This window comes from Streptomyces typhae (assembly GCF_009755605.1).
In the GTDB taxonomy this organism is placed as follows: Bacteria; Actinomycetota; Actinomycetes; order Streptomycetales; family Streptomycetaceae; genus Streptomyces; species Streptomyces typhae.
In genome coordinates this window covers 219,896-246,405 of record NZ_WPNZ01000013.1, presented here as the reverse complement: position 1 = coordinate 246,405, position 26,510 = coordinate 219,896, and the positions used below count along the sequence as shown (strand labels likewise).

Annotated in this window: 14 protein-coding genes and 3 pseudogenes; 9 read left to right on the top strand and 8 right to left on the bottom strand. The window is 67.3% G+C overall.

Going from position 1 to position 26,510, the window contains the following annotated elements; all coding sequences use genetic code 11:
• Window positions 1–30: 30 nt before the first annotated feature.
• On the top strand, window positions 31–762 hold the full coding sequence (locus GPA10_RS24315; protein WP_198351683.1) for an MOSC domain-containing protein: 732 nt from the start codon (window positions 31–33) through the stop codon (window positions 760–762).
• A complete protein-coding gene (locus GPA10_RS24310) occupies window positions 755–1,984 on the top strand; it encodes a cytochrome P450 (protein ID WP_157167322.1) in 1,230 nt (409 codons plus the stop codon). The genes GPA10_RS24315 and GPA10_RS24310 overlap by 8 nt, the downstream gene beginning before the upstream one ends.
• On the opposite strand, the gene GPA10_RS24305 is transcribed toward GPA10_RS24310, so the two are convergent.
• On the bottom strand, window positions 1,981–2,118 hold the full coding sequence (locus GPA10_RS24305) for a hypothetical protein (RefSeq protein ID WP_157167321.1): 138 nt from the start codon (window positions 2,116–2,118) through the stop codon (window positions 1,981–1,983). The genes GPA10_RS24310 and GPA10_RS24305 overlap by 4 nt on opposite strands.
• A gap of 88 nt (window positions 2,119–2,206) precedes the next feature.
• Here GPA10_RS24305 and GPA10_RS24300 point away from each other — a divergent pair, with 88 nt between their 5' ends.
• The 3 genes from GPA10_RS24300 (at window position 2,207) to GPA10_RS24290 (ending at window position 6,376) form a co-directional block, all read left to right on the top strand.
• The gene (locus GPA10_RS24300) at window positions 2,207–3,142 is read left to right on the top strand and encodes a nucleoside hydrolase (protein WP_343041288.1); all 936 of its coding nucleotides are present in this window, start codon (window positions 2,207–2,209) and stop codon (window positions 3,140–3,142) included.
• Window positions 3,143–3,210: 68 nt separating this feature from the next.
• Window positions 3,211–3,870, top strand: coding sequence for an HD domain-containing protein (locus GPA10_RS24295; RefSeq protein ID WP_157167319.1), 660 nt, complete (start codon window positions 3,211–3,213; stop codon window positions 3,868–3,870).
• 697 nt (window positions 3,871–4,567) lie between these two features.
• Window positions 4,568–6,376 carry an outer membrane protein assembly factor BamB family protein gene (locus tag GPA10_RS24290; RefSeq protein WP_157167318.1) on the top strand — a complete coding sequence of 603 codons (1,809 nt, stop codon included), beginning with the start codon at window positions 4,568–4,570 and terminating at the stop codon, window positions 6,374–6,376.
• A gap of 523 nt (window positions 6,377–6,899) precedes the next feature.
• On the opposite strand, the gene GPA10_RS24285 is transcribed toward GPA10_RS24290, so the two are convergent.
• The gene (locus tag GPA10_RS24285; RefSeq protein WP_157167317.1) at window positions 6,900–7,556 is read right to left on the bottom strand and encodes an SMI1/KNR4 family protein; all 657 of its coding nucleotides are present in this window, start codon (window positions 7,554–7,556) and stop codon (window positions 6,900–6,902) included.
• A gap of 32 nt (window positions 7,557–7,588) precedes the next feature.
• Window positions 7,589–15,928, bottom strand: coding sequence for a DNRLRE domain-containing protein (locus tag GPA10_RS24280; protein ID WP_343041279.1), 8,340 nt, complete (start codon window positions 15,926–15,928; stop codon window positions 7,589–7,591).
• 1,043 nt (window positions 15,929–16,971) lie between these two features.
• On the opposite strand from GPA10_RS24280, the pseudogene GPA10_RS24275 reads away from it, so the two are divergent.
• The 4 genes and pseudogenes from GPA10_RS24275 to GPA10_RS24260 form a co-directional block, all read left to right on the top strand.
• A pseudogene (locus tag GPA10_RS24275) lies at window positions 16,972–18,685 on the top strand (RHS repeat-associated core domain-containing protein); the annotation flags it as partial.
• A 700-nt stretch (window positions 18,686–19,385) separates the two neighbouring features.
• The gene (locus GPA10_RS24270; protein WP_246259632.1) at window positions 19,386–20,345 is read left to right on the top strand and encodes a hypothetical protein; all 960 of its coding nucleotides are present in this window, start codon (window positions 19,386–19,388) and stop codon (window positions 20,343–20,345) included.
• A gap of 147 nt (window positions 20,346–20,492) precedes the next feature.
• Window positions 20,493–21,086 (top strand): hypothetical protein, encoded by a 594-nt coding sequence (locus GPA10_RS24265; RefSeq protein ID WP_157167315.1) that lies wholly within the window; start codon window positions 20,493–20,495, stop codon window positions 21,084–21,086.
• 507 nt (window positions 21,087–21,593) lie between these two features.
• Entirely contained in the window at window positions 21,594–22,196 is a 603-nt protein-coding gene (locus GPA10_RS24260; protein ID WP_157167314.1) for a DinB family protein, read from the top strand.
• 62 nt (window positions 22,197–22,258) lie between these two features.
• On the opposite strand, the pseudogene GPA10_RS42700 reads toward GPA10_RS24260, so the two are convergent.
• The 5 genes and pseudogenes from GPA10_RS42700 to GPA10_RS24235 form a co-directional block, all read right to left on the bottom strand.
• Window positions 22,259–22,752, bottom strand: a pseudogene (locus tag GPA10_RS42700) (DUF6192 family protein).
• A gap of 320 nt (window positions 22,753–23,072) precedes the next feature.
• The gene (locus GPA10_RS24245; protein ID WP_157167312.1) at window positions 23,073–23,534 is read right to left on the bottom strand and encodes a hypothetical protein; all 462 of its coding nucleotides are present in this window, start codon (window positions 23,532–23,534) and stop codon (window positions 23,073–23,075) included.
• A gap of 376 nt (window positions 23,535–23,910) precedes the next feature.
• Window positions 23,911–24,255 carry a hypothetical protein gene (locus GPA10_RS24240; protein WP_157167311.1) on the bottom strand — a complete coding sequence of 115 codons (345 nt, stop codon included), beginning with the start codon at window positions 24,253–24,255 and terminating at the stop codon, window positions 23,911–23,913.
• Between the two features lie 494 nt (window positions 24,256–24,749).
• Window positions 24,750–24,995 (bottom strand): annotated as a pseudogene (locus GPA10_RS44070) (transporter); the annotation flags it as partial.
• A gap of 499 nt (window positions 24,996–25,494) precedes the next feature.
• Complete coding sequence (locus GPA10_RS24235; RefSeq protein ID WP_157167406.1) at window positions 25,495–26,346, bottom strand: pirin family protein; 852 nt, start codon at window positions 26,344–26,346, stop codon at window positions 25,495–25,497.
• Between the last annotated feature and the right edge of the window lie 164 nt (window positions 26,347–26,510).

Here is a 26,510-nt window from a genome sequence, read left to right as displayed (position 1 = left end):
GTGTCGATTAGCGTAAATTGCATGAGTACTGTGATCTCGGTCAACAGGGGTCCGATCGTTTCGGCTGAATTCGCTGCGCGCCGCGGCAGATCGGCAATCAGAAAGCTACCCGTCGACGGAAGTGTCAAAGTCGGCAGGCTTGGTCTCGAAGGCGACGAGCAGGCCGCCGATTTCCACGGCGGGGTACTCCAGGCGGTCTACGCCTATGCGCGGGAGGATCTCGACTGGTGGTCGGACCGTCTGGGAAAGCCCCTGTGCAACGGCATGTTCGGGGAGAACCTGGACCTCGTCGGATTCGACGCGAGCGGGGCCGTACTCGCCGAGAAATGGCAGGTCGGCGAGTTGCTTCTGCAGGTCATGGCACCCCGTATGGCCTGCGGTACATTCGGCGGCTGGATGCAGGAGAAGGGGTGGGCCAAACGTTTCAACGGCGCCCGTCGTCCCGGGGTCTACCTGCGGGTGCTCGAAGAGGGACGGGTCGCCGCCGGGGACCCGGTCGAGGTGGTGTGGCGGCCCGCCAAGCACGTGACGGTGGCGGAGGCGGTCGGCGCCATCCTCGACGAGGAGGACGTGCTGCGGCGCGTCATCGCCATGGCCGACGAGGAACCCGGCTGGGACCGCACCGCGATGATGTTCCACGTCTCGAACCGGACCAGGTCCCGCGCGACCGCACCGGCCGCGCCCTCGGCTCCGACCGCCACCGCACCGGACGCCGGGCCGGCCTCTCCCCCGGCCCGGCCCGACGGAGCCGTCCATGCTTGACGTGTTCGGTGACTTCAGTCGCGAGGACCCGGCTGCGGCGCTAGCCGAGGCGGCCGCGGCCTGCCCCTTCCAGGAGGCGGCCGAGAACGGCGGCCTCTACGCCTTCCGTGCCGACGACGTACGGCACATCCTGACCAGCGGCGAGTTCTGGTCCCAGCGCTCCACCGACCGGCGGCTGGCCCCGCTCCCGGAGGAGGACCGCAGACGGCGGTCCAGCCTCAAGGAGTTCTTCGCCCACTGGCCCGTCTTCTCCGACTCGGGCTACCACAAGCGCATCCGCTCGGTCTCCCTGAGTCTGCTGCGCGGGACTGTGACGCCACAGCTGCGGGCCACGTGCACGTGGGTGGCCGACGAACGCCTCGCCGCCGTGGGCGAGGAGCCCTTCGACTGGCTGGACGAGGTGGCGCGCCCGCTGGCGTGGGAGGTCGTCGCCGCCCTGACCGGTCGCGTCGGCGCCACGGTGCTCATCGAGCTGAGCCGGTCCGTGATGGACGAACTGGCCACACCACGCCTCGACATGGAGCGGATCGACCGGGCGCTCGCCTCGGTCGACGGGCTGCGCGAGTGGCTGCGCGCGGCACGGACGGCGCCCCCGACCCCGTTCGTGGCGGGTGTCGCGAAGCTGTGGGACGACCCGGCCTTCGGGCCGGAGAGCGCCACGGCGCTGCTCACCCAAGTGGTGACCGGGGCCCACGACCCCACCGTCGCCGCCCTGTGCGTCGTGGGTGAGCGCATCACCTGCGACCTGCTCAGCAGCACTTTCGTGCCTCGGCTCAGGGAGGAGGTGTTCCGGCTCGCCACCCCCTTCCGGTTCGCCAGCCGGTATGCGCGGGGGCCGGTCTCCGTCGGCCCGTACCGGCTTGAGGAAGGGGACAGAGTCAACCTCTGCCTCGCCGCGGCCAATCTGGACCCCGGGCACTACCCGGACCCTCTGCGCATACAGAACCGCGGCGCCACCTCGCGCTCGCTCAGCTTCGGGGCGGGAGGGCACTACTGCCCCGGTGCGCCGCTGGCGCGGTCGGTGGTCGAGGTCCTTCTGGAGGCGCTGAAGAGGGCGGGCGCGGAGTTCCGGGCGGACCTCGTCGAGCGGGAGCCGGAACTGCCCACTCTCCGGTACCGGGCGCTCCGCGGACGCCTGGTGCGCCCCGCGCCGCAGGTCCGGGGACCCCTTCTCGCCCCGGCCGAGCGCCCTGGGCAACGACCGTCGCCGGACCGTGCCTAGGCGCGCCACCGGAAGTGCGGCGCGCTGTCCACGGGTTGGTCGTGGCGGCCGAGGAGATTCCCGCGCTCCTTGACGAGGTAGCGGTATCGCAGCGGTCTCAGCCGCGGCCGCGGCAGCTCGGTGGGAAGCGACACCGCGAGGCGACACCACGAGGCGCGGCCCGCCGAAGGCAGCGCGAGCAAGTGCTCTGTTCCGTCGCATACAGGGAGTTCCCCCTTGAGCGTGTTGGTCATAGACACCGATCCCGGGCTGGACGACGCCCACGCCCTCGCCATGGCGCTGACCCCGTCGCCGAAGCGACCGCACGTCCCGGTGGCCGCCGTCTGCACGGTTGCGGGCAACGTCGGCATCGACACCGTGACGGCGAACGCCCGGTGGCTGCTCGGCGCATATGGCGACGATGCGGCCAGGACCCCGGTGTACCGGGGCGCCGGGGGTCCCCTTGCGGGGCCGCGCAGCGAGGCTCCCGACATTCATGGCGCGGACGGGCTCGGCGAACTCGGTCGGTGGCCCGTTAAGCAGACCGGGGAGCAGCGCACACCGGCGGCGCTCGCGCTGGTCGAGACGGCCCGCCGCCACCCCGGCAGGACCACGCTCGTCGCCCTCGGCCCTCTCACCAATATCGCCCTCGCGCTCCGGCTCGAACCGGAGCTGCCCCAACTGCTCGACCGGGTGGTGGTGATGGGCGGCGCCGTCCACGGCCGCGGCAACCTCACGATCAGCGCCGAGTTCAACACCGGGGCCGATCCGGCCGCGGCCGACCTGGTCCTCGCCGGCTTTCCCGGGCTTGTGCTGCTCTCGTGGGAGACGACACTGGCCCACGCCTTCACACCGGACGAGTTCACGTCCTTCTTCGAGGGGACGAGCCGGGCCGCCGCGACCCTACGGCGCATCGTCGCGAACCGGTTCGTCACCAACCCGTCGTACGCGCGGCGCGACGAGTATGTCCGTGCCGATCCGCTGGCCATGGCGGTGGCCCTCGATCCCTCCGTGGTCACCGCGGCAGTCGAGCACCGCGTCTATGCGGAGTACGCCCCGGGCAGTGCCCGCCACGGCGCCACCGCCGTCGACTGGCGCGACACGCTGCGGGACCGGCCCGCCGTCACGATCGTCGAGCGGCTCGATCGCGGCCGGCTGCTCGAACTGCTCCAAGTCTGACCGCACCCTGTGCTCCCGTTCAACCCTGCTCCCAAAAGCCGCCCCCCCCCCCCCGAGGAAAGGACGACATGACCGCATCACCGACCGCCCCCGACACCGCCAAGCAGTTGCTGGACGCGGAGGGACTGCCGCTCGCCATTTCCGGACGCCTCGCCCGGCAGATCGCCTTCATCGCCGAGACCGACCGGCTGAAGACCGTCCTGAGGCTGAGCCCCCTGCTGTCCACGAACCGGCGGGAGAACGACGCCGAGCACTCCTGGCATCTGGCCCTGATGGTGCTCGTCCTCGCCGAGTACGCCAATGAGCCGGTCGATGTAGAACGCACGCTGAAGCTCGTCCTGGTACACGATCTCGTCGAGATCTACGCGGGTGACACCTGCCTGTTCGACGACGCGGCCCGCAAGAGTCAGGCACAGCGCGAGGGTGCCGCCGCCAAGCGGCTGTTCGCGTTGCTGCCCGCCGACCAGGAGGTGGAGTTCCACGGCCTGTGGGACGAGTTCGAGGAGCGCCGGACCCCCGAGGCCAGGTTCGCCAAGGCGATGGACCGGTTCCAGCCCCTGCTGTTGAACGCCGGTAACCACGGCGGTACTTGGCGCGCCCCGGGCGTCACCCACGCACGGGTGCACGAGCGTACCTCCGTCATCGACGAAGGCTCCCACGATCTGTGGGACTGCACGGAGAAACTGCTCGCCCTCGGGGTGCGCGAGGGGTGGCTGAAGGGCGGATAGGGTTGTGGCGCCTGCCGACGGAACGCAATCTGTCGAAGAAGTGTCCACGGGGTCGAAGTCAGCGCGGCAGCGATCGAGGGGCCCGAATCCGCCCTGCTCGCCTGATGCGTTGCCCTGCTCACAGCCGGTGCCCGGCGCCTTTCCCGGGCTCTTTTTGCCACACTGGTTCAGTGTGCTTCCGGCTAGGAGGCGGCCGGCCAGGTTGCGTTTGCAGGCGCCGATGGTGCCGTAGGCCGTAGTGCCGAAGCCATAGAACCCAGCAGCACGCACTTTTTTCCTCCCCTCAGTGGTGTGGACGGGCGGCAGTCAATTCACGCACCACATCGATGGCGACTCCGGACGGTAAAGAGGGAGAGGCGGCGGCAGCCGCCTCTCCTATCACTACTACTCATCTGTGCTGTACCCACCACAGCAAAGTAGTGATCGCTGTCGCGCCGACTGTGTAAGCGACCCCGCGAGCGAGTGCGAAGAGCATCGCATGCGTCAAGCGGCGCAGTTTCCTTAGATTGGTTTCACGCATTGGTGCCTTTCCTGTCACGAGGGTTCGGGTGGTCCGAACCAATTGGCACTACAGCGTGGAAGGTGCTGGAATTGGCCGCCACGACGAAGGTGACAAGCACCAGGTGAAGTGCGGCCAACCTTGTGTTGTCCGCATTGGACGGGGGAGTCGATGGCAGGTCCCGGGCGGCCACGCCGGTTGAATCCGGACACCGAGGAGGCCGCGGCACTGGCCCGCTTCTTGCTGCAACTCACCGGCGGGCTGGGCATCCGGGAGCTGTCGGAGAAGTTCCCCGGCACGGCGGGGAGGTCCCAGTGGGGCTTGTGGCTGAGGGCGGACAAGGATGTGCCGCTGGAGGTACTGCGGCAACTCATCGAAGCCCGTCTGCCGGCCGAGCAGCGTGCCAAAGCGTTGCAGCGCGCCACCATGCTGTGTGCGCGTGCCGAGGCGTCCCGGGCCGGCCGAGGGCGCCCCGTGCCGGCACAGCACCAGAGGCAGGAGACGGAGACCGTCCAGGCGTACAAGGAACTCGCCGCCGCTCGCCAGGGACTGCTGGAGGCCAGAGAAGCCCTGTATCGCAGCAAGAACTTGGTGTTGATGCTGTTGTGGATGATCGAGTCGCTGAACTCGCGCATCAAGGGACTCCAAACCCGCCCCCAGCCGCCGACCGCTCCCGGCCCGACACGTTTCCGATCTGAACTGGCACGAGCGGAGGACCAGTTGCGCCGGTCCGAAACGGAGCTGAGGCGGGCCAGGGAAGAACGGGATCGAGCACAGCGACTGCACGCAGCAGCGCAGCAGCACGCGGAAGAACTCGAATGCCGCATGGCCGACCTCGCGCAGAACTCCGCCCCCATCGCCCCGGCCCCCCAGGCCGAGGAGGCGGGTCTGGACGGCGAGCCGACAGCGGACGAGTACGACGTCGCGCTGGAGCGCGTCGCCACAGACCTGGACGCCAACGCGCACGATCTGCGTGAACTGCAAGAACGCTTAGAGGGAGCCGAAGGCCCTTCGGCCCGTGCTCCTGCTCGGCACGTTGTCCGCGAAGAGATCCTGGACAACGTGGACAACGTGGAAAGCTCGGATAGCTTGGGCAACAGCGTCGCGATGACCGGCAAGAGGGCTCCCGGCGACGGACCGACGGGGCACGTCGTACGAGGCGAGGCGTTGTCCCGGACAGCCACGGACAACCCGGTCACCAGCCTGGCCCCGATGTCATGGAACTCGAAGCGGCCTTCTACAGCGCCCTCGGCCAGCGAGGCGAGCGGTGAAGCGCGGGCACTGATCCCGGCTGACGCCGCGCGCACGCCGTCGGCCCGAACCGATCACAAGATGAGCGGGCGTTCCGGCGGACCACAGAACGCACTGTCGCCAGATGAGAACGCCAACGGGCAGTGCGGAGCCGGTCACGGCACTGGCTCCCGGCCGCAGTACGGAAGTCCAGTCATACGTAACCGACGCGTGCGCGCGGTGAGCTCGTTGGCGATCGGCGTGACGCTGCTGCTCGGCGTGACCGCCTCGCAACGGGAACCGGGCATGAACTCCCAGAACTCCCTGCCGACGGTGCGCCCTTCGGGTGCCCCGTCCGGCCGTCCCGCAACCGCCCCCAAGGGCACGGTGCACCTCCGCTCCGATGCCGCCCTGGCGGCAGTGGACACGGCCAAGGGAACCAAGCGCTGGAGCCGACCCGGCGCTGCTTCTGGGACCGAAATCGTCGCCGACGTTTCGATCTACTCTTCGCAATCCGGTGGCGTGAAAGCAATAGACTCAGCCACTGGCAAAGAGCGCTGGAGCACGTCACTGAAACAAGAAGACCTGTCTGTTTTCGCCGTCACTTCCGACACGGTGTACGTCAATTCCCGCAGCGGCTTGACAGCCTTGGACACCACCACTGGCAAAGAGAAATGGATCAGGAATGAAATAGCTGGCGAGGTGGTCCACGACGGGACGGTCTACGGCGGGACATTCGATGCGGATTTAGCATACACGGTGTATTCATGCGGCTGAACCCGGCCTGGCTGCCCGGGTTCAGCCACATGATCACAGTCATGGATCTACTAGGGCTGACGCCAGCCCGTTCCCCCACCACGCCCGGCCGGCCCACCGCCACGACCGCCCGAAGGTATGCCTCCTCGGTTGATCAGGCCGAGGAGTTGCTGGAACACTCGTGGCGTGTTTGTGCGTTGACCCCAGGAGCTTTTGAGTTCGCTCGAGTAGGTAGTTCCATCGATCAGGCCACGAGAGCCTTGCGGGATCTTTCGCATGGCGAAAACGCCTAGATCCTCAGCGCATTCCGAGGATAAAATGCGGTTAGCGGAGACCGCATTCTGCACGCCACCCATACGGCCGCCCAAATACTGTCTCTGCAGATTGGGGCTCTCACGCAGATACCTTGCCGCTGCCTCTGCGCGCCTCTTACCCAATGTCCCGAATTTCCCATCGGCCCGGATCACGGGAACCCCTTCGTCTTCCAGCCTGTCCAGCATCCGGGTCAGCCCGCTTCCTGCCGCACGTGATCCCCTCACGGCCCCTACTCGGCAGGCGTGAACGTCGGTTCAGGAACGTACGGAGCTAGTGTGAACGGGCGGAACGCGGTGTCGGTGAGAACGCGGAAGACGAATTCTGGAACGCTTACTTCATAGCGCTGCCAGTCCGTGGTCTCCGCCTCGGCCACGCGCCCCAGAATCGGCCAGTCATCCGGCGCGGCCCCTTCTTCCACGAGCCAGAAGAAGGAGTCCCCGGTGTCGCCGGAACCCCAGGGAATCAAACCCCCTTTACCGGGGATGTAGAGGTGGTGCGGTTCGTAGAACGGGTCGGTCTCACCGTCCTCCACGCCATTCTCCCGGGCGTTCCGCAGACCGACACTCCAGCCGGAAACGAGGTCGAACACCAGCTCGGGATCGACGGAGTCCACGGTGAGGGAGTTCGAGAACGTGCCGTGCCCGAAGACTTCGCACAGTTCCTTGTAGCTGTCGGGAAGCCGCACACCGAGCGCGCGTTCCGCGGGATCCCAGTTGATGGTGAGCCCCAGGCGCGCACGCCCGGTGGACTCCAGCAGACGCTCAACCCACACCATTTCCGTTCCCTCCACATATGTCAGCGGGCGGGAACCCACCAGGATTCCCGCCCGCACTTCGACGCCATTCCCATACGCCATGCGCTTTGCGCCATGTGCGTCACGCGTCACGCGTCACGCGTCACGCGTCACGCGGGCAACGCCTAGGGCGCGGCCCCCGACGGCGTATTCCAGAACGTCTTGTTCCCGGTCTCTCCCGTCGTCGCACTGGCCCAGTACACGCTCAGGGAGTCCGGGGCCCCGCGCGCCCCACTGTAGTTGGCGGTCACCTGGTAGTAGAGCGTTTCGCCGCCCGCGACGCGCTTGGCCATCTGCCCCTCGAACCGGGACATGATCGGTGTGTTGACCTTCGCGTACAGCGGTACCAGGTTTCTGCGGTCCACACCCGATCCGCCGAGTTGGTTGCCCAGCAGATGGCCGCGGTGCATTTTCGGCTTCATCCCCGGCGGCGTCCAGAGCGGGTTCCCGTCCGGAGGACGGGGCACGGGCGTGCCGCGCAGCTTGGAGTCGGCGTTGCCCTTGATCTCTCCAGTGCTGCCGTTCACCCAGCCGAGGTCGGCCTTGGAGAGGCAAGCGCGCACGCCTTGGGCCCGTCCCCCGCTGTCGAGCGGCATGTAGTAGGCGCCGCTGTTCCCCTTGCTGCGGCAGTCGCTCTCGTTCACCGGCGTGGACGAGTGCTGACGGTACTCACGTTCTTTGTCCGGTGTGACGAGGAGGCCGAGGCTGTAGTTCGGCTTCCGCGCGTCGTACGCGGACTCCTCGCCCCAGTCGGCGCCCGAGTTCCAGCCGATGACGTTGCCGAAGACGCGCGCCGCCACACCCAGCGGTGAGACCTTGGCGCCCTTGACCGCCTTCCTCGCCGCCTTGGCGGCACCCTTGCGCACGGCCTTGCCCGTGTCCTCGACCTTGTCGATGACCGCGTCGCAGACCCCGCAGCCGAAGATGTGCCCGTCCAGCTCGACATTGCCCACGGGGTTGCCGCCCGCGAACGCGTACCGGTTGCCCGTCATCGGGTCGGACCCCAGGTCCATGTCCGCGAGCGCCCCGGTGTACATGTCCCGCGTCGTGAACCGGTTCAGCCCCGGACTGTAGTCCCTGAATCCCATGTCGTACGTGCCGGACGCCGCGTCCCAGCGCTTGGAGTTGAAGCGGTAGGGGTTGTACGCCTCCTTCGTCGGGTCGGTCGCCGTCGGCTTGTCGATGCCGGTGAAGTCGGACGGGTCGGCGTTGCCGTACGCCGTGTAGCCGTACGTGGCCTTCGCGTCGCCGTCCTTGTCGGTGAGGGTCTCCACGTCCGTGTGGCTGTTGTAGCCGTAGAAGCCGTCCTCGGTGGCGCCGTCGGCGGCGTGCTTGACCTGGGAGAGGCGCTCGCCCCAGGGGCTGTACTGGTAGGACTTCGTGAGCTTGCCCCCGACGTCCTCGCTGAGGACCTCGCCGGACATGCCGAGGTAGTTGTAGTCGGTCTTCTTGCCCGCGGCGTCGGAGCGGCTCGCGGTGCGGTCAAGGGGGTCGTAGGCGTACGTGGTGGCCTTGAGGGCGCCGGTGCCCGCCTCGGTCCTCTCGTGCTGCTTGACCCGGTCGAAGCCGTCGTAGGTGGTGCGCTCCACGACCTTGCCGCCGGCCGTGGTCGACTCCTGGCGGCCGAAGGGGTCGTACTGGTACCAGACCTCCGACCCGCCCTCCGTCGCCTTCAGCAGCCGGTTGCGGTCGTACCCGTAGGTGGTCGTCTTGCCCTTGACCGTCTGGGAGATGACGTTGGCGTTGTCGTCGTGGACGTACGTCTCCGTCCCGGCACCGTCACCGGTACGGACGGACTTCGCGAGCCGGTCGGCCGGGTCGTAGGTGTAGTCGGTCGTGGACGACACGTACTTCGACGTGTCGTCGGCGTTCATCTTCCTCGCCTCGTCCTGCGCCTTGTTGCCGTTGGCGTCGTAGGCGTAGGTGTGCGAGGAGACGACGGAGCCGTTCGCCTTCTTCTCCGTAGCGGACTTGAGGGCGCCGTCCAGGTAGTAGGCGTAGTCGACCGTGTTCTTGTTGGCCTTGTGCTCCTGCTTCCTCTCGCCCCGCGAGGTGTAGTCGTACGTCGTGACCTTCGGCGAGGAATCGGAAGCCGACTCCCCCACCGAGACCTCCTTCACCAACTCCCTCAGGTCGTAGGTGTACGTGGCGTACTGGTCGGGATGCGTCAGGGTCTGCGGCTGCCCGTTCGCGTCGTACGTGTATGACGTGGACTTCTTCTCCTGGCCCGCCAGGGCTTCGACGACCTTCGCGACCTGGTTGAGGCCCGTGTAGGAGATCGTGTACGCGTCGACCTTCGTGCCCGTCGACTTGTCGTCGATCGAGGTGAGGTTGCCGTTGACGTCGTAGGCGTACGCGAAGCGCTTGTTCTCGGTGTCCGCCTCCGCGGAGGCGTCACGGACGAGTTTGACCTTGGCGGCGCTCGCGGCGGTGAGCGTCGTGATCTCGTTCTTCCTGTAGGACTTCGTGGACAGCTTCACCCAGCCCTTGCCGTCGCCCGTGCGGTCCGCGTACGCCGTGTACGTGCCCGACCTCGGGATCGGCAGCTTCCAGCCGGCGCCCCCGCGCTTCTGGGCCGCCTCCCCCAGGACCTCGTTGCGGCCCACCGGGATGCCGTCGTCGTCGAGGGACTTGAGCTTGCCGTCGGGGTAGTGGCCCCAGCGCATGGTGCGGCTGGAGGAGCCCGCGGCCGAGGTCAGCTGGCGGGCGCTCTGCTGGCCGAGGCTGTTGTAGTCGTAAGTGGTCGTGATGTTCCACGCGTCCTTGGACGACTGCACCCAACCGTTGTCGTAGTACCCGTACGTCGTGTCGTTACGGGTCTGCTCGCCCTCGGACGGGGGCGCCGAGACCTTCGCCACCCGACCCACCGCGTCGTACGTCGTCTCCGTCCAGACCTTCCGGTTGTAGCGGGGGTCGTTCGGGTCGTACGGCTGGATCTGCCGCGCGGGGCGGTTCAGCGGGTCGTACGTCGTCTCCGCGACGAAGGCCTCGGAGGTGCCGGCGGCCACCGCACGCGGCGTGATCACCTTGACCCGGTTGCCGACCTCGTCGTAGCCGAACTTCGTCGTCCGGAGCGTGTCGTCCTTGTGCGGGATCTCGACGACGGCGAGCTTGCCGCGCTCGTCGTAGTGGTTCTTGGTGATGTTGTTCTCGGCGTCCGTCGTCGTCAGGAGGAGCGCGTCCTTGTCGTACGCCTGCTTGACCGTCCTGCCCGCCGCATCAGTGACCGCCACAACACGGTGGTTCAGGTCAAAAGCTGTCCTGGTCGTGTAGTCGTCCGGATCGGATGTCCCGTTCTTCTTCGGGTCGACGACCTCGACCGGGTTGCCCACGCCGTCGTATACGTAACTGACCTTGTCCTTCTTGGCGTTGACGACGGAGATCAGCTGATAGATCTCGTCGTAGGCATTCGTCGTGACGTAGTCGTCGGGGTCCGACGGGGTCGCCGTGCCCTTCGGCTCTGTGGTCGTCAGGAGGTTGCCGACCTTGTCGTACGCGTACGTCGACGTCCGCTCCGGTGACGTCGCGGTGTCCTTGGGCGCCGTCGCCTCTATGACCTGGTCGGCCTTGTCGTACACCGCCGTCGACACCGCGTCGTTCGGCGCCGTCGACTTGGTGACGTTGTCGTTCGCGTCGTACTCGGGCGCCGGAGTCGTGATGTACACGCCCGCCGCCTGGTCCTTGGGGACCTTGGACACCAGGGGGCGGCCGTAGGTGTCGTACGTCTGCGTGGTCTTCTTGCCCAGCGCGTCCGTGACCGCGGTGACCTGGCCGCGCGCGTCGTACTCGGTCTTGGTGGCCTTGTTCAGGGCGTCCGTCGTCGTGCGCGGATAGCCCGACGCGGCGTAGTCCGCGTACAGCGTCGCGTTGCCGTTCGCGTCCGTGGCCTTCGTCAGCCGGCCGTAGCCGTCGTAGTCGTACGACGTCGTGTAGTCCCCGGCCGCCGGCGTGGCGACGCCCTTGGGGTCCGTGACCTTCTTCAGATTTCCCTTGGCGTCGTAGCCGAACTCCCAACCGCGGTTCTCCGCGGAGATCTTCTTCTTCAGGTCGGCGACGTACCCGTCCTCGCGCGTCTGGTACTCATAGCGCACGGAGTGCTGCGGGTACTTCCCCGGCGCGCACTCGTCCGCCGACGGGACGCCCTCCTTGTTCTCCTCCGCCGCGCGCTGCCACGTCGGATAGCCCGTCTTCGCGTCGAAGCAGTAGGCCGTCTTCGCGCCGTTGTTCTCCTCCAGGAGCGTGACGTTGTGGTCGGCGTCCCAGGTCAGCTTCGTCTGCTCGGACTTGGCGTTCACCGTCCGCACCGGCCGGGCGAGGTCGTCCGTCTCGTGCGTCGTCGTGTGCTTCTCGGCGTCGGTGACCTTCGTCTGGCGGCCGCCGCCCGTGGGGCGCGCGGCGTACGCGAAGCCGGTCGTGCCGCCCAGGCGGTCCGTGACCGTCTTCGTCACCCAGCGCGCGCCGTAGTCCAGGCCCGTGCCGCTGTCGCGCGGGTCCGTGACCTTCGTCAGCTTGGCGTTCCTGTTGCCCTGCGCCGCGTCGTACGTGAAGGCGAAGGCCTTCGGCTGGGTGGCGCCGTCGCCGTCCACGACCCGGCCGAGCAGGCCCTTGGCCGTGTACAGGAAGGTGACCTTGCGCCCGGAGACGTCCGTGAACGACTTCACGTGGTCGTAGATCCGCGGGTTCTTCAGATCGGTGCCCTTGGCGGGCTTGCCGTTCGCGTCGATGTAGTCGTACGTCGCGTCGCCCTGCTCGTAGAAGTCGACGGTCAGGGACCTGCGGTCCGCGGGGTCACGGATCTCCTTCAGGAACTTGACGGGCCTGCCTTCGGAGTCGCGCTCCTCGTAGACGTACCGCTGGGCGTTGCCGTTCGTGTCGACGATCGACGTCAGACGGCCCTCGCAGTCGAGGAGGAAGCGGGTCCCGTCGGGGCGGGTCAGCGTCCAGGCGTCCGTCACCGCGTCGTTGTCGGGGGTGCAGGTGAGGTTCGGCTTCGGTTTGAGCCGGTAGTGCAGGCCCGGCGGGGACGTCCAGCCGCCGTCGGTGTCCTTGCGGAAGACGTGCGTGGTGCCGTCGCCGTCCGTCAGATGGGCCTTGGTGGGGTTGGTGTCCGGCTCGAAGTCCAGCGGGGCGCCCAGGCGCAGCGGCCCGGACGCCTGTGCCGTCCAGCCGTACCCGAGCGAACTGTCCGAGGTGTCCTGGGCGTTGTAGGAGAGCCGGAGGAAGGTGTTGAGGCCGCGGCCCGGGTTGTTGAAGGCGTCGTACGACCAGACCGCGTTGCCGGAGGCCAGGTTGCTCATCAGCGTGGAGCCGGCGCCGGTGTTCTTGCCGGTGTAGCCGTAGAACTTCTCCAGGCCGAGCTGGTCGGCGGTGCCCGCGTCCTCCACGGCCACGCTCTGCGCGAGCCCGGGGATGCCGGGCTTCTGCGACAGCCAGCTGCTGTCCGTCTTGTTGCGGACGTCCCACGTGAGGACGTGTCCCACGCGGCCGTTACCGTCGTCGACCGTCGGGGACTTCACCTTGGCCTTGACGGTGGCCGACTTGCCGGGGGCGAGCGCGGGCAGAGCGGTCTCCAGCTGGTTGGCGGCCGTGGTGGCGTCCGTGCCGTCGGGCAGGGTCCAGCGGTACGACAGCTCGCGCTCACTTGCGGGCCAGGGGCTGTCGGTGGTGTTGGTGACGGTGACGTCCGTGGTGTACGTGAGGCCTTCCGTCATGCGGGAGGGGGTCTTCGGCGCGTAGTACGTCGACTCGGTCGAGGAGTCGACGTAGATGACGCGCAGGAGCGGCCGCAGCTGCTTGTCCTTGGCCTCCGCGGAGAGGAACAGGGTGCGCTCCTGGCCGCCGGTCGCCGACTCGTCCTTGAGCTTGATCAGGGCGCCGGTGTTGCTGCTCGGCTTCGTCACCCACTTCTGGGTCAGTGCCGTGGCGTCCCACCAGTGCCGGCCGACGTCGCTGGTGATCTCCGGGACGGTGTCGGAGACCGTGCCCGAGTAGTCGCCGCCCGCCTTGGTCCAGGCGGTGGTGGCGTCGGCCTTGTTCCAGGTCGCCTTCTTCTCGTCGAAGTCCCGGGTCAGCGCGTGCAGTTCGTACACCGCGCCCCGGCTCTCACTGGTGGTCTCCGAACCCCACATCTGAAGCTGCGACTCGAGGATCGTCGCCGTCGAGGGGACGCTGCCCGTGGGGAACTTGAGCACGGCGCGCGTCTTGCCGTAGGTGTCGGAGTTGTTGCCGACGCTCGTCCACGTCTGGCCCACGTCCCAGGACGGCAGGGCGTCGAGGTTGGTGTCGGGCTTGGCGGACGACAGGGTGGTGTCGCTCTGGCCCGCCTGGATGAGCTTCATGGTGCGCCCTGCCTTGGGAATGCCCACCATGCGCACGGGCGAACCGAGGAGCTGTCCGTCCTTGGTCTTGACGGCGACCTGGTAGAAGTACACCCGGCCGATCTCGTTCGTGCTGCTGTCCGGCGTCGGCGTGGCCGTGGTGTCGCGGAAGGTGGTCCTCGCCTTGCTGACCGGCGCGATCAGGGTCGAGGCGTCCGGCGCGAAGCCCTCCCGCGTCGAGCGGTGGATCTGGTACTCGGCGATGTCGAGGTCGGGGTCGTCGGAGTCGTTGCTGTACTTCGACCACGACAGCTCGGGCCCGTTGCCGTGCACGACGGTCGGCGAGTCGAGGGCGCTGCCCACCTTGCCGTAGGTGACGGTCAGGCGGGGGTACGTCGAGGTCTCGCCGCCGTAGTCGTAGTCGGCCTGCTCGTAGCGCGGGCCGCCCTTGGGGGCGTCGGCCGACTCGTCCTTGGCCCGCAGGACGAAGCCGTGGTTGGCGGTGCCGTCGACCCACTTCTGGACGGTGTCCTTGACGGGGAAGTTGTGCCACTGGTTGTACTCGCCCTTGTTCTTCACGACCTGGGCGGGGTTCACCAGGCGCACCGAGTCGGCGATGTTCCGCTTGCCGCCGTCGCCCGTGTCACCGAGCACGACCTTGCCCGCGGTGCCCTTGGCGAAGCCGATCTGGCCGCCCACCACGGGCCTCCAGGCGCTGTCGGCGCCGTTCTGGTCGACGGTGCCGGTCTTCGTGCCACCGTCGTGGGTGACCGTGTACGGGGCGTCCTTGGCCGCGTCCGAGGCTTTCGGGAAGTGGGCTTCCACCCGGTAGGTGGAGCCTTCGGGCACCTTCGGCTGCCAGGTGTACGACTCGTTGCGCGCGGTGTTCTTGTTGTAGAGGTAGTCGTTGTTGGTCGCGTCGCCGCCGGTGGTGGTCACCTTCGGCCAGTCGCCGACGGCCGCCGTGCCGGGGTCCCCGTCATCGGTACGGACCGTCGTGCCCGACAGCTCTCCCGCCAGGTTGTCGGTCTTGTCCCAGGTGGCCGTCGCCTCGTCCCAGGCGCCGGTGGCGCGGTGCGCCTCGATGGTGACGTCGTTGCCGTTCGTGGTGTGCGTCTGGTCGTAGTACACGCCGAGCCGCGCCGAGTCGATGTCGACGCCCGCCGGGATCTCGTCCAGCGGGAACTTCAGCAGCGACCGCGCGACGCCGGTGTCCGTCCTGCCCACCGCGAGCCGCCAGTTGGCGTTGAAGTTCACGCCCGGCTGATCGGACAGGACCATGACGTCCTGCGACTGCGCGGGCCGCGGGGAGATGGTGATGGTGGGGTCGATGACCACGGGGTAGCGCCGCTGCTTCGCCGCGAGCCAGTCGGCGTCCGGCGTGACGGTGACCCGCCACGCGTCACCGTCCTTGCTGAGCTTCTGCCGTACCTTGACGGAGCCGGCCTTCCCGTACGGCGAGGACACGACGTCCCTGGCGTCCGTCATGTGAGCGGCCGGAATCACCAGGGCGGGGTGGCGCGAGTACTCCCCGAAGAAGGCGATCGAACCGTCCTTGCGGGGTTCGGGCCGCAGCCCGTCGGCGTCGAGCCGGAAGTCGAAGGAGACTTGCCCCTTCGGCCGCTCGGCGAGGACGATCTCCTCCTTCACCTGCCCGACCCCGACCTGATACCGCAGCCGGGCGCCGGACACCGGGTCGCGATACGTGACCCGGTCCCCCTTGACCTGAGGCTTCAGTCGCCCCTTCCGATCGAGCCCGACCGTGACGGCCTGCCCGCCCCCGGCCTCGTACCGCAGCAGTCTGCGCGCGTCGGACCCGAAGTAACTACGCCCGGTGTTAGTGGTGTTGGCGAACTCGTACACCCCGCCGCCGCGCCGCTGGCTCGCGCGCCGTACGTCGGTGTCGATCGGCTTCCACGCGTTACCCGCCTTGTAGGTGGTGGGAAACGCCGACAGCTCCGCCTGCACGCGCCCGTCGGACAACTCCCAGAACCGCGTACTCGGCGTACGCTCCCCCTTCAACTCCTTGACGCGCTTGGCCTGCGGGGCCTTCACCCCCTTGGGTAAGCGCTCACGTCTGGGCTCCGGGTCACCGTCGCCGCTCTTGGGCGACTCCTGGTCCCGCGCCCGACCGACGTCGGCTGTCACGGCACCCTTGCCACCGACCGCCGAATGCGCCACGGCGATCTGCGGCAGGGCGGTCCCTAAGACGGTGAGTGCAACGACGGTCGTACATAGCCGTCTGAGTCTCAACGTTTCTCCTGAGGGAAGTGATGTAGTGCGGCGCGCAGGGTGCGCGCACGCCACCCACCAGATCGTCGGCACTGGCCGACGAGCTGGCAGCACCAGCCGACCAGTCCGCACATGCGGGCTCAACAAGGTCCGCTGACACTGACCTGATTCGCGTTCGCCACGTTCCAGCGAACCCACGATGCCGAGCTGCGCCAGGCACTCGCCTCACCGTCGAACTGCCAGTTCACCGGGACAGTGTCAGGAGCGTCGCGACATGCAACCAAGGGAACCAATCCCGCGTTTCCCACAAGAAACACTCTTGTCTGTCAACATGGCTGATTCCGCTTCGAGGGTCTGTAGTCTCGTCCGCTCGCGGCCGAACTGAGGAGCACAGGGCCCCGGGGGCCAGTCTTCCCGTCGGCGCTCTGGCCGTCCTCGCCACGGCCGAAGACGCCTTTCCCGCCCCGGGACTGCCGCTGCCGGTGCTGTTCCTGACGGCGCCTCATGGATCTGCCCTGGTCCGGCCGCGGATCCGTCGCAGCTGAGTCGGCGGGCCGGGTGACGCGGACCCGCCGTCCGCGCCGCCCGGCCCGCATTCAGCCGATCTTGCATCTTCAGCAGGCGGGCACAGATACCCGGCCGGCACCCCCGAAAGAGGTCACCCGTGTCCACGCATACCCGTCCCCGGGCCCACGCAGCGAGCCACCCTCCCTCCTCCGGGCCCGCGGCTGATGCCCGACGCGCCCGCCGGTGCGCCGAAGCGATCCGCGACATCGCCGAAGACTTCACCGTCGCCTCCGAGAACCTGATGAACGCCGCCTACGGGCCCGGCACGGACGTGACGGACGTGACGAACGTGACGGACATGACGGACGTGACGGACCTGCTGCCCCACCTCGTCACCCTCCCGTCGCTGCTCGAGGAACTGACCCCGGTGCGGCTGTGGTGCTGCAGGCACGACGACGGTCACCGATCCCGAGCGGCACGCCACGAAGTACGAGCACAACGGCGACGGCGGGGTCACCAAAGTCACCGATGGGCGCGGCATCAAGTCCGTCTACGCGTACGACGAGCGCGACCGCGTCGTCGAGGTGACCTCTTCGTCGAAGGCCACGGTGGCGTACTCCTATGACGGCGACGGCAACCTCACCCAGCGCTCGGACGGCACCGGCGTGATCAAGTACGCCTTCGACCCGCTGTCCCGCGGGACCGTCCGCACGCTCCAGAACGCCTCGCAGACCAAGCTCACCTACACACCCGCGGGGGCAACATAGAGACCTATGAGGACCCGGCCGGGGTCACCGACTACACCTGGAACAAGGTCAACAGGCTCGCAAAGCTGAAGGATCCGGCGGGCAGGACCACCACGTACGAGTACAACAAGAACGACACCCGCACCAAGACCACCTACCCCGGTGGCACAGAACAGACGGTCACCCCGGACAAGTCCAGCCGCCCCGAGAAGATCAAAGCCACCTCGCCCAAGGGCACCCTGGTCGACCTGTCCTACACCTACGCCGACGCGGGTCAGGACGGCACGAAGGTCCGCACCCACACGGACGCGGTCGCCGATTTGAAGATCAGCTACACCTACGACAGTGCTGGCCGGTTCTCCTACGCCAAGGAGGAGAAGGGGTCCACGCCCACCTACTCTTGGCGGTACTGCTTCGACCAAGCCGGGAACCTCACTTCGCAGGGCACCGGCAAGGGCTGCCCGAGCGACTCCACGTTCACCGTCAACGATGCCGAGCAGATCACGGCGAAGAACGGCAGCGGCGCCAACTGGTCCTATGACGCAGCCGGGAACGAGACCGCAGGAGCCTCGACCCTGGAGGGCGCCCGCACCGGCGAGCAGTGGTCCGACTTCAGCCAGATGACCTCGATCACTGTCGGCGGCACGACATATGAGGGCCAGTACGGCTCCACTGACCAGAGCGAACGCATCCGGCTGGGGGACACGTTCTTCCACAACGGGCCGCTGGGCCTTTCGGTGAAGAGCACGGCCGGTGTGGACACGGGATTCAACCGGGAGCCCGGGGGCACGCTTAACTCCATGACGACCGGGGGCAAGTCGTACTCCTACCTCACCGACGCGCTCGGATCCGTCATCGGGCTCACCGACGAAACCGGTACGAAGGTCAACACTTACAGCTACAGCCCCCGTGGCGTGGAACGCGGGCGACCTCGGAGAAGGTCTCCCACCCCTACCGCTTCGCCGGCGGCTACCAGGATGTCACGGGCTTGTACCACTTCAAGGCCCGCTACTACGACCCGCACATCACCCGCTTCACCCAGCCCGACCCCTCCGGCCAGGAGAAGAACGCCTACCTGTATGCGGAGGGCGACCTGGTCAATAAGATCGACCCCAACGGCACCCTGCCTTTTGGGGAGATCGGGGATGCGTTGGGGAAGGTGTCTGACTTCGGCGGGAAAGTGCAGGACGCTTTCGATCTGTACGGAGCAAGCAAAGACCTCCTCTCCGGAGATGTATTAGGCGCAGCCCGCGGCTTCGCGTCCTTCACAGCCGGCTTCGTCGCAGGCGCCGCTTGCGAGGCCGCTACGGGACCGGAGACTGGCTTCTTGTCCACCGCAGGCTGTGTTGCCGCTGGCGCCAACACCGGGGCAGCGGTCGAAAAGTGGCTGCCCTCGAACAGGATGATCAATGATGCATGAGCCCCCTGAGCGTCCAGGTCCTCGTCGAGCGATGACGCAACTGTTCATCGTCCTGCTAGTCCTCTATCTGGTGTGGTTCTTCATCTCTTACCTCACCGGGGGATCGCTCGGGGCGTCACTCGCCGCACCGCTCATCCTCCTGGCACCTGGAACCGGGATAGCAGTTGTCCGCTACAAGCAGTTCAAGCACCGTTAGGACCGAGGCATGTGCGGCCCTGCGGGCCTCACAAGGAATTGACAGAGGTGTTGCATGATGAATTTGAGTCCACCCACGGCTCGCGGCGTCTATGAGGTCAACAGTACGACCGACCTTGTGGTATTCATCGGTCTCGCCATCGTCATTCTGGTCGCCATGGTGTGGTGGCAACGGCGCCGCCGCGACTAGGCCATCGGCCTCACACTCACCTGCGGCGAACGTAGTGAAAGCGTCAGCCTTTCACCGAAGCGGGCGCCTCCGATGCCGTCTCATACAGCCCCGGCTGGTCTTCCCTGTCCAGCCGGGGCTCTTCACATCCAGCCGGGGCTCTTCATGCCCAGCGGCGCCAACCAGGTCGACTCCCCACGCCGCAGTGCTGCAACAGGGCCCCGGCCAAGGCGATGTCGCCGCCCCGGCCGGGCACGACCTGCTCTGGTGGCCTGACCGCCGCGCCTGCCGCACCTGATCCAGGGAGCCGGGGCCCCACGGCCGGCCGTCGTGGAGGTGGCGGCCAACGACAACGAGATGATCCTGCGCCGCGTCGTGGGCAACGACGCCTTCGATATCACCTCGCACCTGGCCGCGACGGACATGGCCAACGACATCGGCAACGACCGCATCGACCACACCCGGCACGACAACGAGATCTTCGGCAAGGAGGGCTACGGCGAGCGGCGCAACCCCGTCCTCATCGCCGCCGAACCCGGCGCCGGCCACTACCCCCTGCGCTCCGACGGCGACCGTCAGGTCCTTGAGACCGGCTGGCACAAGCTCGCCCTCAGCACCCACCCCGACGCCGTCGCGGCGATAGAGGTCGCCGTCGGCCGCCAACCGGACCTGCCCCCTTCGGCGCGCTCACCCGAGGTGCCGATGCGCACCGCCGCCGTCAGCGAGCGGTGGGCCCGCCGGCTCACCATGTGCGATCCGACCGCCGCCCACGTCGTCCTCGCCCAGGGCAAGAAGACGGAGGCGTTCTTCATCGCCTCGCTTACCGACATGCCCGTCCCGCGCACCACCGATCACACCCAGGATGCAGGTCTGGCGGTTCTGCGTCCGGCTCTCCCTCCCAGCCGACGACGCCGAACTCGCCTCGGTCGTCCTGCACCACACCGTGTGAGTCACCACCAGCGACGGCCACCTCCACCCCGCCCGCTGCACACCGTCCGAGCACCTGTGATGGGGCAACGGATACGGCACCGCCCCAGCGAGGCCGCCGCCACCGTCATCAACCTGCTCCTGGACGACCTCAAGCCGCGCGGCTGTATCGACCTTCCGCGTGGCTTCCCGAAAGGTGCTGACGGTTGCTCCTACAACAACATCCCCTCGAGCACCGGCTCGAAGGGCGCCGGCGCCTGCGCAGTATCCGAGAGGGAGAACAACTCCCGGGGCGGCACCACCGGCGCGTTCTACAAGGCGCAACCCGTCCTGGACGGGAACCCCTTCGACGTGAAGATCGTCCCCTGACACAGCTGCGAGAGGACGGCTGAAAGCCGCCCGCCAGCAGTACCGCCGCACTAGTGTCCGGGGTTGGACACGCGACCACGTCCGGCCCCGGGCACCCCCCGCCGACGGACAGACGGCATAGGTCAGGACGGCACGATGATGCGCACCGTGGAAGCCATCGACGGCCTGTTCGGGATCCTGGACGAAGGAGACCTCCCCGCCGACACCGCGGACTTCTCCAACGGCCTGGTGGCCGTGATGACCGCCGGCGCGCTCATCGCCACGGGCGTCGCCTTCGGCCCTGTCCGCGTGCAGACCCTCACCAGCCTGGAACCCCCGCCCGCCGCCGACAGCCAGGACGAATGGGAAGAGATCATCGAAGTCACCGTCCAGGCCCCCACCGGCCGATTGCGGGCACACTCCCTCGAGGACAGCCGCTACCCCCGGCTGCCAGCTCTGAGCACGCAAGGCAGCGGGCCCTACCGCGTACGCGTCCACGCCCGCGGCCGCGCCGGCGCCCCCAGCCAAGCCGACGGCGATCCGGTAGAGGACTACCTGCTGCAGGTCTGGCCTGCCGGCACGGACCGGGACACGATCATCCTCCGCGGCAGCGAGCGCATCGAGAGGGCGCTGCGCGAACCGTGGCCCACAGAGCACGCCCCCGGTCTCCGCACGACCGATGAAGAAGACGAACTGTGCGTCCGGCTTCTGCGCGGCGGCGGGTCAAACCCGCTCTCGGAGCCAGGGCGCGGGAACGGATAGCCAGCCAGTAGCACATACCGCTGCTCTGCTGCGCGACGTGTCCGGTCGGGTCGGAAGCCTTGTGTCGTACCGCTGGAATTCGTAGTACGGAGCTGGTCTGCGCACGGCGCCGTTCCGCGGATCGCCCGCACGCGGTGAAGAAGTACTCCCGGGAGGCAGGTCATGGTTCCGCTGCGCTGCCGCAACGATCGCTGAGGCAAGCGCTTGAACGGGCGCCGTCACCGTTGCGTCTGCCGGGTCGGTGATCAGTTAGCTTTCGATGTCGGTCGCTCACGCAGGGCTCAGGTGGGCAGGGTGTGGACCTGGTCGCCGGTCAGCTCGCAGCCGATTTCCCGATGGGGCGGTCGGCGGCACGGCAGGTGCAGTTGACCTGGGGTGTTTGGCACGAGCGAGCCCCAGAAAGCCCCACAGCGATGGTCTGCCTCCATACGCCTCAAGTAGGTGCCTTTCTTCCTCTGGCTGGTCGAGGGTTGAGCTCGTCAACGACGCATGACAGGCTCGTGCCTCATGATTGATGGCTTCGCGAAGGACTACCTGCACAACGATCTGCGAGAGATGCGCGAGGCCATCCTCTGGAAGCTCGAAGGGCTCAGTGAGTACGACATCCGTCGCCCCCTGACCACGACCGGTACCAACCTTCTCGGCCTGGTCAAGCACTTGTCGCTCTGCGAGTCCAGGTACTTCGGCGAAGTCTTCGACCGACCGTTCCCCGAATCTCTGCCCCGGTGGGACAATGCCGCTGAGCGCGGCGCCGACATGTGGGCAACAGAGCACGAGACACGCAAGGAGATCATCGACCGTTACCGTCGCGTATGGGAGCACTCAGATGCGACGATCACCGCCCTCCCGATCGACTACCCCGGCCAAGTCCCTTGGTGGCCACGCCCCAACGTGCAGCTGTTCAACATCCTTGTCCACGTGCTCACCGAGACAAGCCGGCACGCTAGACACGCCGACATCCTGCGCGAACAGCTCGACAACTCGACAGGGACAGCAGCCAAGTACGCGACTCCACGACACGACGCGGCCTTCTGGGAAGCTCACCGAGCGAACATCGAGCGAGCCGCCAAAGCTGCCGTCAAGAAGAGTCAGCAGTTGGCTTCGTCGTAGCTGCTTGGGCCGACGAGCGGGGCACCTACGTTCATGCTGGAAGTGTCCCGATGCATGACAGCTCATTGAAGTGTCAGACGCCGGGTCATGAGTGCGATGAACGCCCAGTTCCGGTGGGCTTCGGCATGCTGGGGAAGACGTCCGTTGCGGGCGGCCGGGGCACGGTCGCGGATCCTCTCACGGCTCTCCGCGGTGTTGTCGAAATGGGTACGGTTCACCAGTATCCGCGTGGTGTCGTCCCGCATCGTCGAGCGGGCCGCCGCCGGACGGCGCAGAAGGTCGCGGGTGACCTCCTTGGCGGTGTCGTCGTCGCGGGTCGGCTCGGTGACCACCCGCATCTTCTCGGCCGGATGACGTGCTCGGTCACCTTGGGCCGCTTCAGCAGGTCACTGGTGACCTGGGCGGCAACCCCGTCGTCGCGGGTCAGGTTGGCGACGGCTGCGACCTTCTCATCCTGCGTCACCGGGCGGTCGACCCGCTGGCCCACCACGCGCTTGGCACCGTCCGGCATCCACTGCCGGGACCCGGTGCGCGGGTTGAACGGCGCGTCCTCGATCGCCGCCCACCGCTCCTCGCCGAAAATACTTCGGGAGCGACTACACCGAGGGCGGAAAAAGGAGTGCGACGAGTTCCCGTTCGCCTCGACCTACCAAGGAGCGGCGGAATGGAGGCACAGCCAGCAGACCGATCGCTACAACTTCAGCGTCAAAGCCTTGCCCAAGGAATCTAACGGTGCCGCCGGAACACTTCTGCGTGACTACTATGACAAGAACCGTCTAATCGACGGCCCGGACGACGGATTCCTTATGAGGACAACGTCCTGAGAATTCCTGTCGGGTGGGGTGAGCGGACTGCGGTCCGCTCACCCCACCCGAATCAAACCTGCGGCCAGAACTGTAGGACATAACGCTCCACTACACCTTCAGGAACCCCCTGCCGAGCCTTCTCAGCAACTTCTGACCGCCCCGAACAGGCCACGCGCACGCTCCAGTTGCACTCCCGGCCCGAGAGGCGTATGGGTTCTGGCATCGGCCCGCCCGCGACGCCGCCAACTTCAAGTTCGCCGGAGATAGAAAGGATCTCGGCCCGCTCGGACTCCTCCCAGTCACCCGAGGGCGCTGGCGGCTCCGCATCCCATACCTCGACCGTCAGCGCCGCAGTATGGGTGTGCCCGGCGCTTGTGATATCCAGACGACCCGGCCGTGCACGCAAAAACGGGCCTGCCTCCCATCCTTCAGGGAAAGGGACCGGCACTTGACTGTCATCCCAGTCCTGCAGGTAGATGCCGTAAAAGTCAACTTCAACGGAAACTTCTTCGCGGCTGATCAGCTCGGACATTCCGTCTACCTCCGGGTAGTCACGCTCAGGGAGGGCACACGGTACGACATCCGTCCCTTGTGCCTCTCTGCGTTCATGCACCACCCGCTGCTAGCTCACCGTTTGTCTTCGCTGCCGGGCTGCGGGCCCTGATGCTCTGACAGAAAAGCTTTGTTTGTGGGTCGGCGCCGTGCCCTGGCCGTCCCCTATCGGTTGGTCACGGTATGGATGATGCGATCACCGGCCCGGCTCCGGTCGACGGGTCGCTGCTCCCCTGGCTGACCGTCGCTGAGGCGCGGGATGCATCGGAGGTACTGGCCCCGGTCGGCGAAGCGGTGGACTGGGCGGACGGGGACTCTCGCGCCGAACCGGGCTGCCCAGTGCCTTCGCGGGAGGACTAAGCCCCGTTTGAGAAGTCGCTGCTGTTTTGGGTGGGATGTCCAGGAAAGTCGCGAGCGGCCATCCAGATGGTGAGGCCACGGGCAATCTGGTCGATGCTGGTCTCGGTGGCGACATCGCGTTCCCGGCGTGTGCTGTCGCGGCGGACGACCTCGTAGCCTCCTGCGTCCAAAACCGTGACTGAGGTGCACCAACTTGGGGGATCCTCCTCGTCGGGCTGGATGACGACGAAGGTGTTGTCCGAGTCGTTGAGGTCGTCGATCAGCATGAACAGCGCGTCCTCGGACGGATCCTCGATGCGGTCACCGTTCTCGCTCTCGGCCCGGCAGTAAGCAGCCCCCATCGGTCCTGTCTCCCTCCAGCCTGCTGACCTGGTCGCGGCCAGGATGACAGAATGACATGCAGGACCGACACTCCCGGCAGTTCGCAGCCATTCGTTGATCACGGCGATGGGGACGGCTGCTTCAATGCGGACCGCGAGCTTGTCGAACCGGGCGGCCGCCCACCCGGTTCCGCTTCAGCCGGTTGATGCCGCACTCGACGGCGCGCCGGGCCTTGCAGTCCTCGCGGCCGAAGGCCGGAACCCGCATGCCTGATGCCGCATCAGAGTGTGTGCCAAGCGTGCGTCGTATGTGCGTCACTCGTGCGTCACTCGTGCGTCAAGATATCGCCCGTAACGCACATAATGCCCGTAGTGCACACTTGAAAATCCGCAGGTCAGCGATTCTTTCCGATGGGATCTAGGATTGCGACACACGCAACCTGATGGGTCATCGGAAGCAGGTTGAGGCACCCAGCTTCGAGGTCCTGGCCGGGCGCGAACATCGGGCCCAATCGCTACGTAGAGCGACCAGGAACCAAATCCCGGTCCGTACGCAACTGCAGTTTCGAGGCACCCGTGCCCGTGGCGGTCGAGCCCTCTCACGTCCCTGGTGAAGCCGGGAACAAGGAAGTCCACCTTCGGGTCGGCCCTGAGATAAACGAGATGCTTGGTCTGCTGCGGCGAGCAAACGCTGGCGAAGTTCCGCAGCCGTCGGTAAGCGCACGGTATTGCTTGCGTTGCGCCCGGGTGACGCACGGGCCCCCTCGCAGAACGCGCAACGATCGCTCCCAAACGTTCTCGGTCGTCACCCGTGTCCCCCGTGCCACACAGAGCAGGCACCCACCTCAGAACACGGAACAGAGATGACCGCAAGTCCGACGAAGAGATACCCCCCAGGCCGCGCCCGAGACGCAGACTGCAATGTAGCCGAGGCCACCCCTCAACTTCATGCAGCCCGCAGACTAGCGCCTTACCTCCACCAGGGGTCAGCATTCAGGTCGGCGATTCATCACCAACAGGGGCAGCTAGGTGCGTCCAACCTGCAAGTCAACCAACCTGACGGCTAGTCAGAAAAGTCGGCATTGGGTCAGCATCAGGTCTGCCAAGTTCTGCCACAGAAGATCACGCCTTGGCACACCTTGGACTGTGAAGCCTCTCTGCAGCATTCGGATCCAGGGGCTGCGCAACATTGCGCTCCTCGTCGCCCCCGTCTGAGTCACGCATCGCTCGAATCCTGAGCCGGGCAGGCATCTGCTCAGTTCAGCGCACACGACCCCGCGGTTTCAGCGGCACGGACGGCAGTTCCGGGGCGGGCAGCGGGTCCCCGTGATACCCCTTCACCTCGCCGAAGCGGGTCCCGTTCATCCAGTCTGCACGCGCCTGTGCGATGTCCTGGTGCGACCGTCCTATGAAGTTCCACCACATGACGATCTCCTCGTCGAACGGCGTGCCGCCGAGGAGGATCACGCGCGCGGGCGTGTCCGTCTCGTTCGTCAGGGTGAGGGCGGTGCGGCCGGGGCCGAGATAGCCCAGTTCCGTCCGGTCGAGGAGGGTGCCGGCCAGGCGGACCCGCCCTTGGTCGACGAGCAGCCCGTGCTCGAAAGCGGTGTCCACGGCCAACGTGACGGTCGCGTGCGGGTCGAGGGCGAGTTCCGCGCCGAGCAGCGGTGTGAAGGTCCGCACCGGTGAGGTCTCCCCCGCCAGGGTGCCGAGGAAGACCCTGGCGCGGGCGCCTTCCAGGTGGACCGGGGCGGGGGCGTGGTGCTGGAAGTCGCGGGCGGCGTGCCGGTGTTCGTCGGGGAGCGCCACCCACAGCTGCACGCCGTGGAGCACGGTGGTGCGCGGGGTGGACACCTCCGTGTGGCTGATGCCGTGCCCGCCCGTCATGAGGTTCAGCTCGCCGGGCCGGACGAGGGCGTGGCTGCCGAGGCTGTCCCGGTGTTCGATCTCCCCGCTGAACAGCCAGCTCACGGTCTGCAGTCCGGTGTGCGGATGCGGCGCCACGTCCATGCCGCCGGTCTCGGCGACGTCGTCGGGGCCGTAGTGGTCGACGAAGCACCAGGCGCCGATCAGGGTGCGGGCCCGGTGCGGCAGGGTGCGGCGCACCGTCATCGACCGCGGGCCACCGAGCGGGACGTCACGCGCGGACAGGACGTCGACCTCGCGGACCACGGCCTCGCCCACCACGGCCTCGCCCACCACGGCCTCGCGGACCGCGCCCTCGCTCACCGCGCCCTCGCTCACCGCGCCCTCGCTCACCACGCGCTCGCTCACCA